Below are 21471 nucleotides of genomic sequence, written 5' to 3'. Positions count from 1 at the left end.
AATTAAATTTTATTCCAAGTATCGGTATTGATTGCTGCTTATAATTTAATTCTATGCTAAACAGCTTACTTTTCTGCATCTAACTTCTTCATTTCTTCAAACCATGAGTCAAAAATATCATCGGGTAACAGTTCGTCATCATTTGAATAAACTAAATCATATCTGTAATTGCCTTTCAAACTGTTTTGTTTAACATTGTAAATTAACTTTATTTCTGTTGGCATCTCCTGACCAAATTCAGTACATACCTTATGGATTTCCTTTAAATTTTTTAACCCGATATCTAAAACAGCTTCTTGACGATTTTCCGATGTATCGTATTTTTCATTCTCTTTTACCGCGTCGTTAAGTTTGTGCTTGTAAACCAACTTACCATTTATTTTATAAAATACATCAAAGGAATACATGTCAGGTTCATATGAGCAATAAATATAAATGGCATCAGCCTGATTTTCGACATACTCAAGACAAATGGCGACCATATCTGTTTGTAATTCAGATAAATAATCTTCAAATGTTTTAGTCATATAACCACTCCTAGTTCTCTAAAGTTACTTTCTTCAAGTTACCATCTATACTGTATTTTATGTCAAAACTCTTTGGTCTAGGATTGTTCCCATCATAATTAATTTTAACATTAACGGCTACTTTTTTCTTTTCAGATATCGCTTTAGCCCATTTGTTTTCTAATCTCTTGTATTTACTCTGGTTAACGTTACTGGACTGCGAAACGAGATTGTCTAATTCAGGAGAGCCACCAAATCTATCGGCAGCTAAGTGTCCGGCATGATCACCAGGTTGTTTGCCAGGCGTTTTTGAATTGTGGGGTAGTCTTTTGTCTCGTTCTGTTAATTTTAAATCATCGGCTTGAAACTCTTTAATCCTTCCGTCTTTGTCGGTTTTATATACATATTTGTATTCTCCAGCTTGATATTTCGCATTCGGTTTCAATTTCCCGTTTTTAGTTATATGACTACCGTCTTTAATAGTTTCACCTGATGATTTTTTGCTGGCTTTCTTTTCACCTTTGTTAACATCTTTAACTGTTTTAGCTCCTTTATCCACCTTCGAAACTTTTGCTAGCTTATCTCCCTTGCGAATCCATTTGACAATCCTCAATGGAGGCGTTATATTAGCAGCGGCCTCCAACCGCTCAAGGAACGAAAGTTTTTTGTATGTATCAGGATCATATCCCAATGCAGCTCGTTCAAAATCACTTTCACCTAAGAGCTCCAATCCAAATCTTGCATATTTATCTAAATCACTTACTTCTTTATCCTCTTCAGGAGGATCGTCAACCAACTGTATGCCGACGACATATTTACCATCTAAATAATAACAGTATTTATGACCATTCACATATTTATAAACCTTTTTTAGTTTTTCTAATTCTTTTTCACTCAGGTTTTCTAATTCCTCGTCAGTATACACTTTTTTGGACACTTGTGTCGCCAATTTTTTTAATCGATCTGGATTGGCGAGAGTGTTAATGTCAGCATCTTCTTTGTCTCCGACTTTTTTCAACATGGCACCCATCGCTGTTTCTTGATTTCCACTTAAGGTATCCATCTCATCCGGCTTTAAAATCGCGCCTTTTTGATAACTGGTGATTTCAATTTTGGGCCCGGTATACATCTTTTCGAGCCGCGCCATGTATCTCTGCATCGTCTCAAGATCGTTTTCAGCCGTTTTGAGCGCGTTTGTCTGTTCGCGGTCAAACGCATGCAGCTTTTCAAGGGTCGTGCTGATTTCCTTTAACGCTTTCTGATTCTGTTCATGAAAACCGCTGTCATTTAAATCCGGTAAATCAACGATATGGCTGACTTTTGCGATCGTCGCGTTGGTCTTGGAAACCAAATGTTTTGTTGTTCGATCAGCCGCATTTAAGCCATTCTCCAGTTCGTGTTCGAGAAAGGGCTGTGAAATAAATCCGTTATGGTTGGGTTCCAGGGAATTCAACGCGCTTTTCATTTTCTTCAGCGTGGAACTGTATTCCTCTATGAAAGTGTCATAGAACCGCAGAAAAGGGGTGTGACATTCCTCGTAAAAGGCGCGGATCGCGTCGCCGCCTTTTCCTTTTAAATCATCATCAAGTGATGTGATCCCCTCAACGGCCTTTTTAACTTTATCGAATTCGTCTGATTGTTGTTTTAATTGTTCCAGCGTTTGATCAATTGCATGGTGCAGCGCCTGAAGGCTTATTATGATTTGGCTTTAATTCACTTTCGAAATAACGAAAATATTGAAGGACGAAAATTTTATGAAAAGGCGCTTGAAAGTGCGCGGGTATTTGAAGATGAATTATTCCTGTGTCTGTTGGACGTTTTAGAAGTACTGTATATAAAATCAGCTAATAAGTCAGAGGTACTAGAAACAATGAAACCATTACGGGATAGTCGTGGTTACCCCTATCTTGAGGAACTGGCATTAGAAGCAGCTCTATTCTATACTAGGAATGAGCGGCCAAATGATTCCATATTTTTTTTATGATCAGATGGTGCAGGCTCAGAAACAAATCAAAAGGGGCGACTTTCTGTATGAAATCTAAGCTGTTTCTTTCGCTGACCCTTGCATTGGGCTTGTTGGTCGTGTCGGACGCTTCCATTCACACATCTGTTGAACAACAACATGCAGAATTTTCTGTGGCATCTAGGCTCGCAACATAATTGTGTTTGGGCAGGTCATTTGTTGGCCTGCCTTTTTGGTGAAAGAATTATTTTAGTTTGAAAACGAACCTATGCCAAAATCTTGGACGACTTGTATAAAGCAGAACGATTGTGTTGATACTCATTTTTCTTCGCCCCTTGCGTTGGAATTTTCATCATATCAATCTTTGAATATGTACGGTCCGCATTATTAGCAATTTAAAATTTTTCGCGCAAATTTTGCACAAAGGCAGACAAAAACCTTGAAATATCAATGGTTCTCTGGGTATATTCGACCCTGACCACCGATATCGCTGAAAACCGTATTGCCAAACGACGAAAGAGCGTTCCATATAAAAGAAACGCTCTTTTTGTTTATTCCTCAACAAAGCGGAAAACCGCCAAAATAAACACAATGATCAATTGTTGTTGTCCGCACTCTCATTCTTCATTCAGCACCATTGAAATTCATCCAATCAAATCATCACATTTTAGTGAGAATAAGGCACCTTGTCATCAGCAAGGTGCTTTTCTTTATGCAATGATATGTCCCGATCCTCCGATCGCCTTTTTACGTTTTGTTTACAAGTTGATCAAACTTTAGCGACATCTGCCCGCTATATTGAATACAGCCAGATCTCATCCAGATATAGACAAAGGAACAATGGAACACGTAAAGGATTAATTTTTTGAGGAGGAATACAGTTGTCAATTCGCATTAAATTGCCTGACGGGTCCGTCAGAGAATTTGAGGAGGAAGCAAGCATTGAAGATGTCGCTGCTTCTATTAGCTGTGGCCTGGAAAATGCGGTTGCAGGTAAATTAAACGGAAAGCTTGTAGATTTATCAACTCCGCTTCAGGACGGTGCGCTCGTTGAAATTGTCACCCGGGACTCGGCTGAAGGTCAGAAGTTCAAGCGTGAAAAAGCGCGGGGGACAGGGCGTATTGTGGCACTTGATGCAGCTCGGGGGCTGGCGGTCATCGGGATGTATTTGCAGCACTTCGCCTTGAACGAAACGAACGGTTCAATCGTTTCCGGGAATACGACGCTTCTATTTGTGCTTTGCGGCGGCATCTCCTATTCGATCATGGCCGGGCGCATGTTGGATCGAGGAATGGAGCCGGCCGCATTTCGGACGCGGATGCTTGCCCGCGCGGTATTTATCGATATTATAGGATACCTTCTCATCATGCTGAATACTCCGTTCGGGGTGATTTTGCCAGCTTATGCGGCACTGTTTGTGCTGGCGTTGGTACTGATTCGTCGTTCGACACGTGTGTTAGTTACAACAGCAGCTGTTTTGCTTGCAGTGAGCCCGCCGCTGATGATTCTCGGAGGCAGCGTCCTTTCGAAAGCATACTTACTTGGTGATATGGCAGGCGGCCCGATGTCGGCGCTCGCACTTGCACCCGCTTTTGTCGCCGGTATGGCAATCGGGCGCTTCGATTTGACCAGGATGCGGACCGCACTCTCGCTAGTGGGCAGCGGCACAATCATGGTTATCGTCTCTAAAGTTTTGGGCACTTTCGTTCTTCCGGGGCTGAGCCGTTCATTCGAAGAGTGGCTCGTAAGTGTTCAAGGCACCGCCGGCGCTGAGCCGGATCAGTATGCAATCTGGCCGCACAACGTGGCACCGCCGTTGTGGCACAATCTTCTTTCGATTGCTCCGCACAGTGCGTCAACTTTCCAGACGATGCTGGGGCTTGGGGTTGCCTTTCTGGTGCTTGGATCGGTATGTCTCGTGCCGCCGAAAAACTCTGCCGTGTTAAAGCCGTTCGCGGGAGTCGGACGTGTGGCGTTGACGATGTATGCAGCTCAGTTTGTTGTTATATGGACTCTTGAAATCTCGGGGGCCAAGTATGATGCCGGGGCCATTCCATTCAGTGATCTGTTCGTCGCGGCCATGGTGACGGTGACAGGGTGGCTGATTGCACGGCTTCCTGCCGGTCCGCTTGAGACAGCGATGCGCCGCTTTGACCGGGTCTTCAGCACCTTGGGACCCGTCACGGGAACGACGACATCCAGGTAGGCGGTCTTTAACATTTTACCAGAAGAAACCGTCTAAGGAGGCAGTTCCTTCAGGCTGTTAGCCTGTCGGGAGCTCCGGAAGATATCGGAGGAGGAGGGCATGCTGAATCAGAGTGTGAGGCAGGCAAATGAAATGCAGCCAGAACTCCTCACTCTTGTAATGGTTTTCTCTTATCAAGTTTGCAATTTGAAAATATCACGAAATGGGGATGGCATTTTTCTATGTTTAAGAAATCGTTCACAAAGTGTTATCTGATCTTGGTTTTGTCGCTTATGATGCTGCTTGGAGCGATAACCCCCGGTGTTGCTATGGCGCAGACTGGCAAGGGGACGGCGTCCGGTCAGCAGACAAAAGTAAAGACTAAAAAATCTCAGAAGCTAAAACTGGACAACAATGTTGCTTCGATGACAGAGAAACGAACGCTTCATGCTGCGTTTAAGCTTCCGCAAGGTGTTGATGTGAAGAGCTTAAGCTGGACGTATGACGGCAAACCGCTGTCTCAATGGAAAAAATATAAGGTCCGTGATTACAGCGGTGCACCTTTCATTACTGTTAGCCATGTAAAAGTGACCAACGGCAAGGTTCATGCTAACATCAATTTCGATCTTCCATACGATACAGACAACCTGTCAGAGCCGCGATTGCAACGTCCGCTATACGCATCGCTGATGGGCACATATGATTTGGCGGCAACAGTGAACGGACGAGTGGTTGCCCATGCTCCCGTAAAAATGACGCCATATGACAGCTTCCGCACTTACGATGAGCTGAAACCGGAGATCGATGCCGTTACAGCAAAAGCTGCGCAAAAAAACAACAGATATATCAAAACGACTTCTATTGGAAAATCGGTCGAAGGCCGTGATATCTATTTGACAGTGCTTGCCAAAGATAAAGCCGCTGTCGATAAGTATCAGAAGGTGACTCACCCTGCCATGCTCAATGACCCGAAGAAATTGCAGGCCGACATTAAATCCGGCGCATTTGGCGACTATCAGGTGCCGATCTGGTTGAACAATATTCATCCGAATGAAGCGCCTGGCGTCGATGCGATCATGAATTACTTTAAGTCAATGGCATTGGATAAGAGCATGACGTACGATACAGTCCTGCCGAATGGCAAGAAAAGCAAGACAACGTTGAATATAGACGATGCATTGGAACATGTTTTTTTCCTGTTCGTTTATACGGACAACCCGGATGGCCGGGTTCATACAACACGTTCCAATGCTGAGGATTTCGATTTGAACCGGGATAATTCTTATCAAACCCAGCCTGAAACGCGCAGCGTAACGGAACAAATCGCGAAGTGGTCGCCGCTGTCTTTTCTAGATATGCACGGGTTCGATGCCAATTTCCTGATTGAGCCTTCTACTCCGCCTCATAACCCGAATGTTGAGTATGACCTTTTGATTGACCACATGGTGGAACAGGCAAAGGCTATGGGTGAGGCCGGGATTGCTAATACGAAGTATGACTACTATCACATTCCTTATGAAGAACATCGGAAAACTGCGAAAGATCCAAATTATGTGTCAAAAGGCACGGCTTCGGGATGGGATGATGCATCTGCAGCATATACCGCTGCATTCGCCATGTATCACGGTGCGATGGGTCACACGCTGGAAACGCCCGAGTCGAATGAAGAGTCTACCAAAGCTCTGTATTACAGTTCTGCGGCAGCTGCAAAATATGTAGCGGAAAAAAAAGAAGAACTGTTTCTGAACCAATTAAAAATATTCGAGCGCGGCGTGGACAATATCGATGATCGCGCTGTCGATCATTACTTGGTCAACGCCAAAAACGAAGAGATCGGCCGACCGCGGCAGGGCAATCAAAACTTCTTCCCGGAATATTACGTACTGCCGGTCGATAAAAATATTCAAAAGAATGTGTTGGAAACATATAAGATGGTTGAGTACTTCCTTCGCAACGGCGTAAAGATTGAACGATCAACAAAAGCGGTAACCGTTGACGGAAAAACATATCCGGCAGGATCATTTATTGTAAACATGCACCAGGCAAACCGCGGCCTCGCGAACTTGGTCTTGTATGATGGAATAGATGTATCTGATTATGAAATGATAGCCGGTGAGATGATTCAAAATTTCCATGATATGCGAGGTTTTGACCGTTATGTAATTCGAGATGCCGGGGTGTTCAAAGGCAAGACTTCTGCCATCACCTCCGTGTCGTTTCCGGGGACTAAAATGCCAAAACGCTCAGCTTATGTGCTGATCCAGAACACAAGCAATGATGCGATAAAGGCAGTCAACGAGTTACTGGCAGCCGGCAAGACCGTTACAATGCTCACCAAGAGCGGATCAGGCTATCAAGCGGGCGACTTCGCGGTTGCCTACAAGGACCTGGCCACATTGGCTTCCAAGTACTATCTTGACGTGAGCGCATCCGGCCATAAGAAACCAAGCGGCAAAGTCCTCAAGGCTTCTACTGTAGGAGCACTGGGTGAAGCGGCATATGTACTGAAAAATCTGGGCTTTAACGTCACCCCAGAACAGGCGGGCGCAGATGTGCTTGTCAATACGTTCGACTCTTCTAAATATGTTAATAAAGGAAAGCCTTACATTGCATTTGGAAACATGGGGATGACGAATGTTCAGAAGTGGATCCCCGGATTTTCTTTTAAAGGACCTGAATGGGAGAGATACGAAGGCGTCTTCTTGGCAAATGTCATGCAAGATCATGCTATTACAGCTCCTTACAATAAACAGGAATACTTCTACACAGTCACTGGTTCTTATATTACCGCTGTTCCTAAAACGGCAAAAGTGCTTGCGGTGATTGCTGATGAAGATCACTTCTTCAAGGCAGGCTGGTGGCCTGGACATGATGCTGCCAAAGGAAAGATTATGGCTTTCACGTATAAAGATAACAACAAGAACTTAACTGTTTTCGCTAACGATCTAACCAATGACGATCATCCGCAGCATCAATATCGGTTGCTGGCGAATTCGATTTTCAATGCGGGTCCCGGAAAAACCGAAAATGCTCCATCATCAAAACGATGAGAGGCTGGACAGCTGAAGTGCAAGCGGCTCCTGCAGTGGAGGTGTCTCGTCTAAACAGCTGGATAGACAAGCTTTGAACGAACATTGAACCATCGTTAGCAGTGCCATGATTTTAGATCATGCTGCCTTTCTTTTGAAGGGCAGTTTTTTCGTGTCTGACGGGTCTTCATCGTTTGCTTTGCTTCTAGTCAAAGGGCCGGAAGCTTCCGTAAGTGCCTGCTTTTCATATGCGGCCATATGCTTCCAGCCTTTCTTGAATCCTTCCCATTTTTTTATGCAGAAACTTAAGGTTAAAAAAGACGATAAGTGTTCCGGTTATGGCTGATAAGATCATTGCAGGAAAACTGAATTTTTCTATCTCTGCGGCAGCGGTCAGCAAATAGCAACAAAATGGCAGCATAAAGATCGACGTTAATATGCCGGGTACATAATGTTTAAATGTGAACCATAGGACGATGTGAACAAGGAAATGAACAGTAAAAGCAAAAAAGAAACCAAACCAGACAATATATTGATTAAAATAAATACTGAGAACAGTTACACCAACAGCTAGTATAAATTCTTCGAGCACAGCGCAAACAAAAGAAGCGGTTTTGGCATGTCCGAATGGAGCTTTTTTCAGTTGTTTCAGTTTGCTTCGATATCTTTTGCCCCATGCCTCGACCATCACCATCTCTTCAAAATCATGCAGTATAAATAATATCGGCAGCATCCAAGCCATAAATTGCATGTTTTCCATTTACATTCCCCCTCTTATGTGCCACAATTGTGACATTTCATAGAGAACAAAGTCAATGAGCCAACGAAAAGTGCTACATTGCCATAAAAAGCGCGACAGGAGAGAGAATATGAAGCAAATGCCCTCAAAAACAGCTCAGCAATCTAAAAGCTGGCTGACGCTATCATTGTTGGAGCTTATGAAGGAAAAAAGCTTTTCAGACATCACCATTACAGAGATAGCGGAAAAAGCGCAGCTTGACAGAAGAACATTTTATCGGCATTTCCATTCAAAAAAAGATATATTAGACCGCTATTTTGAGCAGCTTTGCAGTGAGTATTCCAATTACATTGTTCAGGAAAAACATATTGACTTATCCAGTCTTGGACATGCATACTTCAACTTTTGGAGCCGACATGCCGATTTTTTACAAGCCCTTTATCAGAACCATTTGTTTTATTTGATTGTTGAGAAATATAATGAACTTCTACCGGATCTTCATAAAAAATTTAAAGAAGAAACCTTTCATTTTAAAAGCAAAATCGACTTGGAGTACGGGCTTTCATTCAGCGCAGGGGGCTTTTGGAACATCCTTTCAAAATGGTTTGAGAGAGGCCGGAAGGAAACTCCTGAAGAAATGAGTCATATTCTGCAAGGAATAGTAGATTCATTTTTAAACAAGCAAGCTATCGAAAGGTGATCTCATGTTGGTATATGAGTGCTTTAAGCGTTTAGCCTTCTTTCTTAATTTCTGCTTGTGCTTACGGCCAATCTTCAGTACCGTTAATGCAAAGCCCCTTGTAATATAGAGAACAGGAGTGAGGCCGTTGTTGAATACGGTGAAGATCAGAGGGGTGGCCATCGGAGAAGGAGCCCCGAAAATTTGCGTGCCGCTCATCGGAAAAACGCATGAACAATTGAAAGAAGAAGCTGCTTTTCTTCTATCGATTAATCCGGATCTTGCCGAATGGCGGGCGGATTTTTTTGAGGATGTCGAAGACGTTGACAAAGTGAAAAAGGTATTGGCTGACATCCGGGAGATCTTAAAGGATATCCCGTTGATATTTACATTTCGCAGCGCGGAGGAAGGCGGCGAAAAAGAAGTCAGTAAGGAATTTTACTTTTCCTTGAATCATGCCGTAGTCAAAACAGGGCTGGCAGATGTGATTGATGTCGAGCTGTTCAATGAAGAGCATCATGTGGAAAAACTGGTTCAATCGGCTCATATGCAGCATGTCTTTGTCATTATATCCAACCACGATTTCGGGAAGACGCCGAGAGCGGAAGAGATCGTTTCCCGTCTCCGAAAAGCCCAGGATCTTGGCGCCGATTTCCCTAAGATCGCGGTGATGCCTGAAACACCGGCAGATGTGCTGGTGTTGCTTGAGGCGACTCATATGATGTATGAGCGGTATGCGAAGCGGCCGATTATCACGATGTCGATGGCCGGAAAAGGCTTGATCAGCCGGCTCGCCGGAGAGGTATTTGGCTCGGCCGTGACGTTCGGCGCAGCGAAAAAAGCATCCGCACCTGGCCAAATTGAGGCGACGGATTTGAAACATATACTTGATGTGCTTCATCGCAATTTATAATAATTGGGTGTGCCGCTATAGTGAAAAAGATTCATATATTTTTCCATCCTTTTCACTTGCCAAATCGGTGTGTTACGATAAAAAATGAATTGAATAGCTTTACTAGGGGTGCCCGACTGCGGGCTGAGAGAGAAACATGTGTTTCTTAACCCTTTGGACCTGATCTGGTTCGTACCAGCGTGGGGAAGTAAAAAGGATTCGGGAGAAGATGGGGAATGGGTATGGTCCGTCTGTCTTCCAGTGATTTTACTGACTGTAAAACCAGGTTCATCATATGAGCCTGGTTTTTTTGTGCTGGTGCTGTTCCGGAGTTTCGTCCTGATCAATTTTTTAGAGGGGAAGGATTTTTACATGAAACAGGAGTCAGTACAGCAAAAAAACATCTCGATTATGTCAAGTTTTTCAGGGAGCCGCAAAGTGTATGTCGAAGGGGCGCGACCTGACATTCAAGTGCCGATGAGAGAAATTTCGCTAAGTCCGACGACGGGTTCATTTGGCGCCGAAGAAAATCAGCCTGTCCGCGTCTACGACACGAGCGGTCCCTATACGGACGCGAATGCAGAGGTTGATATTCTTAAGGGGCTGAAACCTTTGCGGGCGACCTGGATCAGGGAGCGCGGCGATACCGAAGAATATGAAGGCAGAGAAATCAGACCGGAGGATAACGGCTATAAAAGCAAAGAGAAAGCGAGCAACAGCTATCCAGGGTTGAAACGAAAACCGCTGCGCGCGAAAAAAAGTCAAAATGTCACCCAGCTGCATTACGCAAGAAAGGGGATCATTACGCCCGAGATGGAATTTATCGCGATCCGAGAGCATATATCTCCCGAATTTGTTCGTGATGAAGTGGCAAGCGGACGAGCGATTATTCCGTCAAATATCAACCATCCGGAAAGCGAACCGATGATTATCGGCCGCAACTTCCACGTGAAAATCAATGCCAACATCGGCAATTCCGCTGTCACCTCTTCGATTGAAGAAGAAGTAGAAAAAATGACATGGGCCATCCGCTGGGGCGCCGATACGATGATGGACTTGTCCACAGGTAAAGATATTCATACAACGAGGGAGTGGATCATCCGCAATTGTCCAGTTCCTGTAGGGACTGTGCCGATTTATCAGGCGCTTGAAAAAGTAAACGGCGTCGCGGAAGATCTCACTTGGGAGATTTACCGCGATACATTAATCGAGCAGGCTGAGCAAGGCGTTGATTATTTTACGATTCATGCCGGCGTCCTTCTTCGGTATGTGCCGCTGACGGCAAAGCGCGTCACTGGAGTCGTATCCCGCGGCGGGGCAATTATGGCGCAATGGTGTTTGGCTCATCATGAGGAAAGCTTTCTGTACACTCATTTTGAAGAGATTTGCGAGATTATGAAAACATACGATATCGCATTTTCGCTCGGGGACGGCCTTCGGCCCGGCTCGATTGCGGATGCGAATGATGAGGCCCAATTTGCCGAATTGGAGACGCTCGGCGAGCTGACGGAAATCGCCTGGAAGCATGATGTTCAAGTGATGATCGAAGGACCGGGACACGTGCCGATGCATAAAATTAAAGAGAATGTCGACAAGCAGATGGAAATTTGCAAAGAGGCGCCGTTTTACACGCTCGGCCCGCTGACGACCGATATTGCACCGGGCTACGATCATATTACATCGGCAATCGGAGCGGCGATGATCGGCTGGTACGGCACGGCCATGCTTTGCTATGTGACGCCGAAGGAGCATTTGGGACTGCCGAACAAAGACGATGTCCGCGAAGGCGTCATAACATACAAAATCGCGGCCCATGCGGCTGACCTTGCCAAAGGGCACCCCGGCGCGCAAATCCGCGATGACGCGCTTTCCAAGGCGCGCTTTGAATTCCGCTGGCGGGACCAGTTCAATTTGTCGCTCGATCCGGAAAGAGCGCTTGAATACCATGATGAAACCCTTCCGGCGGAAGGCGCCAAAACGGCACACTTTTGTTCAATGTGCGGGCCTAAATTTTGCAGTATGAGAATTTCCCAGGATATTCGCGACTATGCCAAGGAAAACGACCTTGATGAACAAAAGGCTATTCAAAAAGGATTGGAAGAGAAGGCGAAGGAATTTAAAAAAGCAGGCGGCAGCATTTACAGTTAAAAACGGGCAATACTGCAGATGAAAGGGGAACCTTTCATCTGTTTTTTTATAATATGGGGTTGACAGGTCGGAATAATATGAATTAGTATGTTGTTTAATATTTCGGAAAATTCCATCAGCGCTGATCGGTCAACCGAAGGCTCTTATCTCAATTGGGATAAGAGTTTTTTATTTTCAGTTTAGAAAAGAAAGGGGAACAAGATGTCTTTATCAATTCGTGTAAAAGAAAAAGCATTTGGAAACGGCAGCCTTAAAACAAGCGTGCTTCAAGACGTGAAACTGACGGTCGAAAACGGCGAATTTCTGACTGTCATCGGTCCAAGCGGATGCGGGAAAAGCACGCTCTTAAAAATCGCTGCCGGTCTTGACGGGAATTATGAAGGGCGAATCAGCATGAACGGAAGAGAAATCAAGGGCCCGGGGATTCAGCAAGGTTTCATCTTTCAGGAGCATCGGCTTTTTCCATGGCTGACGGTCGAGCAAAATATCGCCGCAGATTTAAGCCTGAAAGAACCGGCGGTGCGAAAAAAAGTCGATGAATTGATTGAAACGGTGCGGCTGAAAGGCGCGGAGAAACAGTATCCACGCGAGCTGTCCGGAGGTATGTCGCAGCGGGTCGCGATTGCCAGGGCTTTGCTCAGGGAGCCTGAGATTTTGCTGCTTGATGAACCCTTCGGCGCCTTGGACGCCTTTACGAGAAAGCATCTCCAGGATGTTCTGACAGACATTTGGCGAGAAAAGAAGATGACGATGATCCTCGTGACGCACGATATTGACGAATCGGTTTATTTAGCCAACCGGGTCGCGATTCTTACCGCAAAGCCGGGGAGAATCCACAAGCTGATTCCGGTCGATCTGCCATTTCCGCGCAGCAGAACATCGCCCGTTTTTCAATCAATCAGACAAAAAGTGCTGAAAGAATTCGAGACAACGGAAACATTCAGCTTTCAGGAAGGTTCAGGGATTTGAGCAGAAAGGAGCGGAAAAACGTGAAAAAATGGCCGTTGTATATGCTGGGCTGCCTGATGCTTCTTGCGGGCTGTTCAGCAGCCCAATCAAGCGGAGGGGGCGGAGATTTAAAAGAGATCAACATCGGAGTGCAGCAAAGCTTAAGCCCGTTGCTCCTTGCGAAAGAAAAAGGCTGGTTTGAAAAAGAGTTCGCAAAAGAAGGGATTAAAGTGAAATGGACAGAGTTTCAAAGCGGTCCGCCGCAGTTTGAAGGTCTTGCCGCAGGTAAACTTGATTTTTCCCAGGTTGGAAATTCACCGGTGATCGCAGGGCAGGCGGCTGGCATTGATTTTAAAGAAATCGGTCTTTCGCAAGACGGTTTAAAGGCGAACGGCATTCTTGTGAAAAAAGGGAGCGGCATCGATGACATAAAAGATTTGAAAGGAAAGAAGGTGGCGGTGGCAAAAGGCAGCAGCGGGTTCGATTTTCTGTATAAAGTGATCGATAAAGCAGGTCTGGAGCCAACAGACGTCAACATCATTCAGCTTCAGCCTGACGAAGCCATACCGGCATTTGACAGCGGCGCGATTGATGCATGGTCGATTTGGGAGCCGTTTTTGTCCCTTAAAACGATCAAAAGTGACGCGGCAATATTGGTTGACGGGGAACAAATCGACAAGTATTCCCCGGGTTTTACGCTTGTACGAAGCGAATTTGCCGAGAAGTATCCGGATGAGGTGATCCGTTTTCTGAAGGTGTATGACAAGGCCGTGAAATGGCATAAAAACCATAAGAAAGAAGCGGTTGAAGCGTATGCGAAAATTAAAAATCTCGACAAAAAGGTCGTTGAAAACGTGCTGAATAACACCGAACCGTTAAATGAGCCGATCACAGACCGCATTATTGAAACGCAGCAGGAGACTGCCGATTTTCAATTTAAATTAAAAGCGATTAACAAAGAGATTGATGTAAAAGAAGTGGTTGACAATTCATTTATTAAAAAAGCGCTGAAAGGAGGAGATGACAGATGAGGGCTGTTTCACCAAGCACCCCCTCGATCCAGCCGAAAGCAGGCGCAAAACTGAGACCGGCCGCTTTTCGGCTGGCATGGGGGAAGGGAATTGTATTACCTGTGATATTGATTTTATTATGGCAGCTTGTCGGGACATTTGAGCTCATATCAAAAACCGTGCTTCCGGCTCCTTTAGATATATTGCTTACATTTCGGGATCTCATCGTATCAGGAGAGCTTTTCACTCATTTAGGCATCAGCATTCAGCGCGCCGCGCTCGGCTTTTTCCTGGGAGCCGGACTCGGGCTCCTGCTGGGGCTTGTAATCGGCTTTTCAAAAATCGCCGAGGATTATCTCGATCCCTCTCTGCAAATGCTGAGAACCGTTCCGCATCTCGCCGTCACGCCGCTGTTTATCTTATGGTTCGGTTTCGACGAACTGTCAAAGGTGCTCTTGATCGCGCTCGGCGCCTTCTTCTCGGTATATATCAACACATTTTCAGGAATCAGGGGCGTCGATTCGAAACTGTTCGATGTGGCGAGAGTATTGGAGTTCCATTGGCTGAAGCAGGTGACTAAGCTGATTCTTCCCGCATCGCTTCCGAACATCCTCTTAGGCATCCGCCTGTCGCTCGGTGTTTCGTGGCTGGGCCTTGTTGTTGCCGAACTGATGGGATCAAGCGCGGGAGTCGGCTATATGATTATGGATGCCAGACAGTTTTCACAAACCGATAAGGTGTTTGTCGGAATTTTGATTTTCGCTGCCGTCGGCAAGCTGACGGATTCATTCGTCAGAATTCTGGAGAAAAAGTGCCTTGGCTGGAGAAACAGCTATCAAGGTAATCAAAAGTAAAGGGGAGATCTTTTTGGACATTTTATGGTTTATTCCTACTCATGGGGACGGACGTTATCTCGGCACAGACACGGGAGGCAGAGCCGCAGATCACACCTATTTTCAGCAGGTAGCGCAAGCGGCTGACCGGCTTGGGTATACAGGGGTTCTTTTGCCGACGGGAAGATCGTGCGAAGATCCGTGGATTACCGCCGCCGCTCTGGCGTCAGTCACGAAAAATCTGAAGTTTTTAGTCGCTGTAAGACCCGGTTTGATGCAGCCGTCGGTTGCGGCGCGGATGGCTTCCACATTCGACCGGCTTGCAGAGGGCAGACTCCTCATCAATGTGGTCGCCGGCGGTGATCCGTATGAATTAGCCGGCGACGGCCTGTTTATCAGCCATGATGAACGGTATGAAGCGACAAATGAGTTTCTCGACATATGGCGGTCGCTTTTAAAAGGCGAGACTGTCAGCTATTCGGGGAAACACTTGAAGACCGAAAACGGCCGCTTACTCTTTCCGCCCGCCCAACACCCTCATCCGCCGATCTATTTTGGGGGCTCGTCAAAGGCCGGGCAGGAGACTGCCGCCAAACACGCAGATGTCTATTTAACATGGGGAGAGCCGCCCCATCTCGTTAAAGAAAAAATCCAATCTGTCAAAAGACAGGCTGAAAAAGAAGGGAGGAACGTCCGTTTTGGAATTAGACTGCACGTAATCGTCAGAGAAACGGAACAAGAGGCGTGGCAGGCGGCAAATAGACTGATCAGCCACTTGGATGATGAAACGATTGCCGCAGCCCAAAACGCGATGAAACGGACGGATTCATCAGGGCAAAAGAGGATGGTTCAGCTTCATCAGGGAAACAGAACCAATCTTGAGATCAGCCCGAATCTTTGGGCGGGCATCGGACTGGTCAGAGGCGGAGCGGGGACAGCGCTCGTCGGTGATCCGGAAACGGTGGCCTGCCGGATAAAAGAATATGCTGATCTCGGCATCGAATCCTTTATCTTCTCAGGTTATCCTCATCTTGAAGAAGCGTATCATTTTGCCGAAAAGGTCTTTCCGCTCCTTCCGTTTCGCCCGAAACTTCAAAGAAAAGCGTCTGGCGAAGTCATCGGAAATGACCATTTTAGGCAAAAGGAAAAAACGATTTAAATAAAAAAACTCCAGACATTCTGGAGTTTTTTATCTGTTTTTATAAAATGAAAACATATACGAAAGATGCTGAATAATGATCAGCACAAAGATGACGATGATCGGGAAATACGGGATCCTGGCTTGGAAAAACGGGTAAAAGATCAATAGAAGCGCTGCGACTGGCATCGCCACATACAGCACGATATAAGATGTTCTGCATGCTTTTGCGGTAATCATCTGTTCTCTTTCATCCTGTTCTTTAAATTCGTCAGGGACGAGCATAAAGCGCTGCTTGCGTGAACCGCTTTTTTTCTCCAAGTATGTGTAAATCGAAAGCGCGAGCCCAAAGAGAAGGATGGGAATCAGGTTAAAAACAAAATGGAGCTCTGAAGCGTTTGTTTTCAAGCTTTTGGCGATTTGTTCCGATGTGTGAAAAAAGGTTATAAACGTCCAGCATGCGAGTCCGAACAGAAGGATGTGAAAGAAAGTCCGTGTGATCATATTCATTCGTGTTTGCCTCCCTCTAGCCAAAATACGTCTTCCATTTTTAATTGAAATTCCTCGCAAATTTTCAAAGCCAAAAGAAGCGACGGGATGTAATTGCCTTTTTCAATGGCCGCAACTGTCTGCCTTGTAACTCCGATCGCGTTTGCAAGGGCTTCCTGTGAATACCCGTACCTTGCTCTCAATTCTCTAACCCTGTTGTTCATCCTACCACCTGCAATTCTTCGTTTATATAGTATATTTGACATATTGTTAAATGGGTTTGACATAATGTTAACTTGATTTTACAATGTAATCAATATCTTTTGATCTAGGATCGGCAGGTTATTAACTGTAACATTTAAATTTATACATAAAATTAACAGAAATGGAATAGAGAAAATAGAATTATCTCACTTTTTAAAAAAAGGGACTTTGAGGGTATTTTGGGGTTCGGATTTCAGGAGAAGGAGGGTCTTATTAGCTGGTTCTTTTTCCTTAACATCCTTGAAAGACACGAGATTTATAAAAAGAAAAAATGAGAGAGAAAGAAGGAGGAGAAATAAGACAAAAAGATTATAAAGACATCATAAAGTGGAAACGGGGCTTTCATCTTCTCTTCCAAGCCGAAAAGCGTGGGCCATTAGATTGAAAAACCGCGAGATCCTTAAATAAATAGTTGGAACGTAGTGTTTATGAAATAGGAAATTTCATAGATTTCAGTATGATTTTGGATATGTTACTCTTTGGTTACTTGATAGAAAGGAGGGGGAAAAATGACATACGCAGCACCTCAGGTTGACTATTCTGTCAATCCGTCGATCGAAGATCAGGCTTGGTTCTTGGTGTTTGTTGCAGTGCTTTTGGCACTTGGCGCAACTGTTGTTCTTGGCGCCGCTGTATGGTGTGTAGTTAACGGAAACGGCAGCTTCACAGGATCCGTCCAATGGGTCAGCGGTTTGAAAGTCAACATTGAATGTAGGAAATAGCCATACTTAACGTATCTGTTCACAACAAGAGACATATTTGATGAGGCTTAACCGTCTGTGGGGGGCGGTTAAGTCTTCCTGACATTAATCATACCCTGGAGGCATTATGTTTATTATAGATAACCTATCTAAAACATATAAAAACAATGTGACTGCCGTTAGCGGGTTTCATATAAAGATTGAAAAAAACCAGATTGTCGCGATAGCGGGTCCGAACGGTTCAGGAAAGACGTCGATTATTAATTCCATTTTAGGAATCATTACGCCTAGTGAAGGAACCATTCTTTTGGATGACCTGCAGAACACGACGGCGGAATTCAAGCAAAAGCTGGCGTATGTTCCCGATGAACTGCTTTTGCCGGATGCCCTTTCAGCTGCCGAATATTTGGATTTTGTTTCTTCTATGTATAATTGTACATCAAATGAAAAGCGGAGACAATTAATTGAGCTTTTCGATATGAAAGAGGCTTTGCAGGAGCCGATTGAAACGTACTCACACGGAATGAAAAAAAAGACGCAGCTGATCGCTGCTTTTATGCTGGAGAGCGAATTTGTCATCATGGATGAGCCGTTTCGCGGGCTTGATATTGAAGCGGTCATCAATACGAAAAAGCTGATGAAGCGCTATGCGGCCACACAAGGATCGATACTGCTTGCGACTCATGACATGCTTTCTGCGGAAGAATTGTGCGATAAGATTGCGATTATTTCCAAAGGCGTCAAGATGGATGAAGGAAAAGTCAAAGAATTAAAGGTTAAATACAGCTGTAATTCGCTTGAAGAAGTGTTCTTGAAAGCTTCGATGCTGAGTGATAGGGGTGCGCATTTTGATCAAATCATTCGAAATTTCTAAAATGATGCTGAAAATGTGGCAGAAGGAAATGGGCAAGCTCTTAAATACCGGCACCAAAAAAATGATCGCCGCCCTTTTTTTAATTTTGGCGGTTGCGATGGGGAGCATCATTGGCTACAGCTTTACGGGGATGTTTTTAAGCGCTTTTCTGAATGGAGAAATTCGCTCACTCGGGTTGTTCGTGATTTCAATGTTCATGAACGTCTCGATTTTTACGTTTGTTTTCTTCATTTTATTTAAAGTAAGGACGCCTGAACAGAACAGCTTCTCCATGCAGCTGAGCTGGTTCCCGCTGACGGCTTTCGAGAGGAGTCTCGGATATTTTATTCCGTTTGCCGGCGCGGTTTCATTCCTTGTCCTGTTTATCATGTCTATTCTGCTGATTCCGAATTTTGTCGCCAGCGGTGTAGGCTTTTGGTTTGCTTTTACGTTTTTTGCCCTGCTTTTTGTGCAGATCATTTTTTTCTTTTCGCTTCTCAACCTTGTTTATAACCTGGTGTATATGGTGATCTTGAAATTCGGTTTTCCGCTGCAAAAATTTTTTTCAATGTTTGTTCTTGTCGTATTAGCTGTTATTTACGGATTCACCTCTTTTGATCTGGGGAAGATTCAGAACGCTTATTCAACCTTTGATTATAATCTGACATATTTTGCAGCGCCGCTGTTTCTCGTGCTGAACGGTCAGTCGGCAGGCGCCGGAATTATACTGGTGGTGCTGATCTTGGCAGCCGCAGTAACTGCTTCGTTTATGTCGCTGAATGTTGTGCCGATCCTCACTGAAAAAAAATCATCCAAACTGTTTTCATTTATTAAAATCCCGTCGTCAAAACCGCTGTCTTTGGCGGTGAAAGAAATAAAATCACAGGCCAGAAATGAAGAAAATATTTTAAACTTCATTTTTTTACTTTTGGCTCTATGCTTTTTAAAATACAAATTTCAGTTCGGATTTACCGGGGAGAGCTATTTGGTGCTTGGAGGCGTGACGGGCATCATCGCCTTCAATTCATATGGGAATGATCTGCGGATGATGCAGGTGTACAAGGCGATGCACTTGAAAATAACAACGGTTTTGTGGTCAAAGTATCTCGGGCTGTGTGTGCTTGGCCTCATTCAACTCTGCTTGTTTTCCGTGTTGACGTGGACTTTTCCTGAGAGCTTTGCGGTCTTCGTAAAGACGATTGCCGTGCTATTAAACGCAATTGCGATGTTCTATTTAGCGGGCATTATTTTTCCGCTTGACCGCAACAACCCTTATATGGGGATCTTCTCTTTCGGAATGCTCCTCATCTTTATGATTCCGCTGTTTTTCATCGTGAATTATGCGGTCGATAAAGTCACGGGCGAAGCGCTGCTGTTTCTCATACCGTGTCTCGAATTACTGCTGATCCTGCTGTTATACGGAGGGTTTAAATGGAGGTACCATTATGATCATTAGGATGTTGAAAGCACTGGTCGGAATCAAAAAAATTCCCTATTTTCCAGAGCATGTGAAGCTGGATCGGAAGCATATTTCAGATCGCGATCTCGATGCGGATTTTCCCATCAATCCGACAGCCTATCAAATGCTGAAAGAAGTCGACGGAAAAAAAGACGAACTGGAGATAGCCGGGGATCTGGCCGGCGTCTTTCGCGTCAGTGAAGAGGTGTTGCTAAAGGATTTGCACCAATTGCTGACAGGGCTCAACCGCAACTATTTAATCAATTGGAAGTACGGTGAACGCCCGTCTTTCCTCGGTTTTCTCTATCAGTTTTTCGGCCAGTACCATATTCGCTACAAGGAAAGGTTTTCAAGCGATTCTGATTCATTTCTGTTTTTGTACATGAAATTTCTTCATGTGATTTCTAAGAAAATTATTGTTTTCTGGCTCGTCTTTTTGATGCTGTCGCTTTCGGCTTACATTTTCGTTCCGGACGGTTCAATCATCAGCATTGCCGCTTATTTTTCCGTCATCTATTTCGGGTTGATCACCGGCACAGCGCTTCATGAAGTGGTGCACGGCATCGCGCACCGGAAATTTGTCGGAAAAAACGGGCCTCAAGGGTTTTTAGCGGCTGATATGATGTCCGTCAAATTTATCAGGCCTGTCATATCGCCGTATGATAAAAAGTCGATTTGGATTACGGCGTTGGGGCCGCTTATACCAGGGGCGCTCGGAATAGCTGGCGTGCTGTTTACGATCTTTTTTCTTCAGGAAAACGCGGTCTCGGTCGGCATGCTTCTGTTCTTTTCCACTTATGCTCTGCATATGATGTATCTGCTTCCGTTTATGGGTGACGGAAAGTCGATTATGAAACAGCTGATGATCAGAGGAATTGGAGGTAAATCATCATGAATACAAACTCTTTAAAGCAGGGACTAATCTTTGCCAGTTTCTCAAGCTTTCTCGCATTTCCGATGCTTGCGGCTGCGCTTTTGTTTTATCATCTTTTTTCAAATCAAACGAGCAACGATATCCTGTTTAACAGTTTGTCGTTTGTCATGGAGAGCGAATCGGCTTTTTCATTCCAGGTGAAGCCCAACTTTTTCTTCATTATGATCGGGCTGTTTATCGGCATTTTTATTATAACGGCCGCGATTTCATCAATTTATCAGAAAAAAAAGGGTGAATCTTAAAAGAGCTTGCTACTTGAGGCAGGCTTTTTTTATTTGCATCGGAAGACGGGTTGTGATAAATTTAAATCGTAATCATTACGCTTTATTGAGAAGGAGGATACTCAGAGTGGCCAAGAAATCAAAAATTGCTAAAGAAAAAAAGCGCCAAAAGCTTGTTGAACAATATGCGGAACTCAGAAAAGAACTAAAAGAAAAAGGCGATTACAGAGCTTTGAGCAAGCTTCCGCGCGACTCGGCGCCATCAAGGCTGCATAACCGCTGCGAAGTGACCGGAAGGCCGCGAGGATATATGAGAAAGTTTAAAATGTCGCGGATCGCGTTCAGAGAGTTAGCATATAAAGGCCAGGTACCAGGTGTGAAGAAATCCAGCTGGTAATCTGTCAATGTCCGGAAAAAAGCTGCCGATGTTCATATCGGCGGCTTTTTTTCGACAAATTTTTAATATACCCTTGACGAAA

General features: G+C 44.8%; 20 protein-coding genes and 1 riboswitch. Of the genes, 15 read left to right on the top strand and 5 right to left on the bottom strand.

What is annotated here, in order from left to right; genetic code table 11:
- Positions 1-65 precede the first annotated feature (65 nt).
- The gene (locus tag ACH97_RS11470; RefSeq protein WP_048350442.1) at positions 66-527 is read right to left on the bottom strand and encodes a hypothetical protein; all 462 of its coding nucleotides are present in this window, start codon (positions 525-527) and stop codon (positions 66-68) included.
- A gap of 10 nt (positions 528-537) precedes the next feature.
- On the bottom strand, positions 538-2208 hold the full coding sequence (locus tag ACH97_RS11465) for a T7SS effector LXG polymorphic toxin (RefSeq protein ID WP_080989168.1): 1671 nt from the start codon (positions 2206-2208) through the stop codon (positions 538-540).
- 1142 nt (positions 2209-3350) lie between these two features.
- Between ACH97_RS11465 and ACH97_RS11460 the strand changes: the two genes are divergently transcribed.
- Positions 3351-4676, top strand: a complete 1326-nt coding sequence (locus ACH97_RS11460; protein ID WP_048350445.1) for a TGS domain-containing protein — start codon at positions 3351-3353, stop codon at positions 4674-4676.
- A 221-nt stretch (positions 4677-4897) separates the two neighbouring features.
- On the top strand, positions 4898-7705 hold the full coding sequence (locus tag ACH97_RS11455; RefSeq protein WP_048350446.1) for a M14 family metallopeptidase: 2808 nt from the start codon (positions 4898-4900) through the stop codon (positions 7703-7705).
- Positions 7706-7928: 223 nt separating this feature from the next.
- On the opposite strand, the gene ACH97_RS11450 is transcribed toward ACH97_RS11455, so the two are convergent.
- Positions 7929-8444 (bottom strand): HXXEE domain-containing protein, encoded by a 516-nt coding sequence (locus ACH97_RS11450; protein WP_048350447.1) that lies wholly within the window; start codon positions 8442-8444, stop codon positions 7929-7931.
- 109 nt (positions 8445-8553) lie between these two features.
- Between ACH97_RS11450 and ACH97_RS11445 the strand changes: the two genes are divergently transcribed.
- The 7 genes from ACH97_RS11445 to ssuD all read left to right on the top strand — a co-directional run bounded on the left by ACH97_RS11445 (position 8554) and on the right by ssuD (position 16092).
- Complete coding sequence (locus ACH97_RS11445; RefSeq protein WP_023856463.1) at positions 8554-9123, top strand: TetR/AcrR family transcriptional regulator; 570 nt, start codon at positions 8554-8556, stop codon at positions 9121-9123.
- Positions 9124-9250: 127 nt separating this feature from the next.
- A complete protein-coding gene (aroD, locus tag ACH97_RS11440) occupies positions 9251-10015 on the top strand; it encodes a type I 3-dehydroquinate dehydratase (protein ID WP_048350448.1) in 765 nt (254 codons plus the stop codon).
- Between the two features lie 94 nt (positions 10016-10109).
- A riboswitch (TPP riboswitch) is annotated at positions 10110-10218 on the top strand.
- Positions 10219-10366: 148 nt separating this feature from the next.
- Entirely contained in the window at positions 10367-12142 is a 1776-nt protein-coding gene (thiC, locus tag ACH97_RS11435) for a phosphomethylpyrimidine synthase ThiC (RefSeq protein ID WP_048350454.1), read from the top strand.
- Between the two features lie 201 nt (positions 12143-12343).
- Positions 12344-13111 carry an ABC transporter ATP-binding protein gene (locus ACH97_RS11430; protein ID WP_025811874.1) on the top strand — a complete coding sequence of 256 codons (768 nt, stop codon included), beginning with the start codon at positions 12344-12346 and terminating at the stop codon, positions 13109-13111.
- A gap of 41 nt (positions 13112-13152) precedes the next feature.
- Positions 13153-14121, top strand: a complete 969-nt coding sequence (locus tag ACH97_RS11425; protein WP_173636678.1) for an aliphatic sulfonate ABC transporter substrate-binding protein — start codon at positions 13153-13155, stop codon at positions 14119-14121.
- Positions 14118-14954, top strand: a complete 837-nt coding sequence (locus tag ACH97_RS11420) for an ABC transporter permease (protein WP_043054247.1) — start codon at positions 14118-14120, stop codon at positions 14952-14954. Before ACH97_RS11425 ends, ACH97_RS11420 begins: the two co-directional genes overlap by 4 nt.
- Before the next feature lie 13 nt (positions 14955-14967).
- Positions 14968-16092 carry an FMNH2-dependent alkanesulfonate monooxygenase gene (gene ssuD, locus ACH97_RS11415; protein WP_048350455.1) on the top strand — a complete coding sequence of 375 codons (1125 nt, stop codon included), beginning with the start codon at positions 14968-14970 and terminating at the stop codon, positions 16090-16092.
- A gap of 30 nt (positions 16093-16122) precedes the next feature.
- On the opposite strand, the gene ACH97_RS11410 is transcribed toward ssuD, so the two are convergent.
- Both ACH97_RS11410 and ACH97_RS11405 read right to left on the bottom strand, forming a co-directional pair.
- On the bottom strand, positions 16123-16581 hold the full coding sequence (locus tag ACH97_RS11410) for a hypothetical protein (protein WP_025811868.1): 459 nt from the start codon (positions 16579-16581) through the stop codon (positions 16123-16125).
- Positions 16578-16784, bottom strand: coding sequence for a helix-turn-helix transcriptional regulator (locus tag ACH97_RS11405; protein WP_020450660.1), 207 nt, complete (start codon positions 16782-16784; stop codon positions 16578-16580). The genes ACH97_RS11410 and ACH97_RS11405 overlap by 4 nt, the downstream gene beginning before the upstream one ends.
- A gap of 549 nt (positions 16785-17333) precedes the next feature.
- Here ACH97_RS11405 and ACH97_RS11400 point away from each other — a divergent pair.
- The 6 genes from ACH97_RS11400 to rpsN all read left to right on the top strand — a co-directional run bounded on the left by ACH97_RS11400 (position 17334) and on the right by rpsN (position 21389).
- On the top strand, positions 17334-17546 hold the full coding sequence (locus tag ACH97_RS11400) for a hypothetical protein (protein WP_020450662.1): 213 nt from the start codon (positions 17334-17336) through the stop codon (positions 17544-17546).
- A 106-nt stretch (positions 17547-17652) separates the two neighbouring features.
- Positions 17653-18399 (top strand): ABC transporter ATP-binding protein, encoded by a 747-nt coding sequence (locus tag ACH97_RS11395; protein WP_020450663.1) that lies wholly within the window; start codon positions 17653-17655, stop codon positions 18397-18399.
- Entirely contained in the window at positions 18365-19834 is a 1470-nt protein-coding gene (locus ACH97_RS11390) for a hypothetical protein (protein WP_031305077.1), read from the top strand. Before ACH97_RS11395 ends, ACH97_RS11390 begins: the two co-directional genes overlap by 35 nt.
- Complete coding sequence (locus ACH97_RS11385) at positions 19824-20732, top strand: PqqD family protein (protein ID WP_020450665.1); 909 nt, start codon at positions 19824-19826, stop codon at positions 20730-20732. Before ACH97_RS11390 ends, ACH97_RS11385 begins: the two co-directional genes overlap by 11 nt.
- Positions 20729-21013 carry a hypothetical protein gene (locus tag ACH97_RS11380; RefSeq protein ID WP_011197680.1) on the top strand — a complete coding sequence of 95 codons (285 nt, stop codon included), beginning with the start codon at positions 20729-20731 and terminating at the stop codon, positions 21011-21013. Before ACH97_RS11385 ends, ACH97_RS11380 begins: the two co-directional genes overlap by 4 nt.
- Positions 21014-21119: 106 nt before the next feature.
- Entirely contained in the window at positions 21120-21389 is a 270-nt protein-coding gene (gene rpsN / locus ACH97_RS11375) for a 30S ribosomal protein S14 (protein WP_023856470.1), read from the top strand.
- Positions 21390-21471 lie beyond the last annotated feature (82 nt).

The organism is Bacillus paralicheniformis (genome assembly GCF_001042485.2).
Lineage (GTDB): Bacteria > Bacillota > Bacilli > Bacillales > Bacillaceae > Bacillus > Bacillus paralicheniformis.
The sequence above is the reverse complement of the archived record's forward strand: the minus strand, read 5'-3'. Positions and strand labels throughout refer to the sequence as shown.

Bases quoted from the DNA above. Each gene is read 5' to 3' on its own strand.
- ACH97_RS11470 (WP_048350442.1), bottom strand. From the start codon at position 527: ATGACTAAAACATTTGAAGATTATTTATCTGAATTACAAACAGATATG.
- ACH97_RS11455 (WP_048350446.1), top strand. From the start codon at position 4,898: ATGTTTAAGAAATCGTTCACAAAGTGTTATCTGATCTTGGTTTTGTCG.
- ACH97_RS11450 (WP_048350447.1), bottom strand. From the start codon at position 8,444: ATGGAAAACATGCAATTTATGGCTTGGATGCTGCCGATATTATTTATA.
- ACH97_RS11445 (WP_023856463.1), top strand. From the start codon at position 8,554: ATGAAGCAAATGCCCTCAAAAACAGCTCAGCAATCTAAAAGCTGGCTG.
- thiC (WP_048350454.1), top strand. From the start codon at position 10,367: ATGAAACAGGAGTCAGTACAGCAAAAAAACATCTCGATTATGTCAAGT.
- ACH97_RS11430 (WP_025811874.1), top strand. From the start codon at position 12,344: ATGTCTTTATCAATTCGTGTAAAAGAAAAAGCATTTGGAAACGGCAGC.
- ACH97_RS11425 (WP_173636678.1), top strand. From the start codon at position 13,153: ATGCTGGGCTGCCTGATGCTTCTTGCGGGCTGTTCAGCAGCCCAATCA.
- ACH97_RS11420 (WP_043054247.1), top strand. From the start codon at position 14,118: ATGAGGGCTGTTTCACCAAGCACCCCCTCGATCCAGCCGAAAGCAGGC.
- ACH97_RS11410 (WP_025811868.1), bottom strand. From the start codon at position 16,581: ATGAATATGATCACACGGACTTTCTTTCACATCCTTCTGTTCGGACTC.
- ACH97_RS11405 (WP_020450660.1), bottom strand. From the start codon at position 16,784: ATGAACAACAGGGTTAGAGAATTGAGAGCAAGGTACGGGTATTCACAG.
- ACH97_RS11400 (WP_020450662.1), top strand. From the start codon at position 17,334: ATGACATACGCAGCACCTCAGGTTGACTATTCTGTCAATCCGTCGATC.
- ACH97_RS11395 (WP_020450663.1), top strand. From the start codon at position 17,653: ATGTTTATTATAGATAACCTATCTAAAACATATAAAAACAATGTGACT.
- ACH97_RS11385 (WP_020450665.1), top strand. From the start codon at position 19,824: ATGATCATTAGGATGTTGAAAGCACTGGTCGGAATCAAAAAAATTCCC.
- ACH97_RS11380 (WP_011197680.1), top strand. From the start codon at position 20,729: ATGAATACAAACTCTTTAAAGCAGGGACTAATCTTTGCCAGTTTCTCA.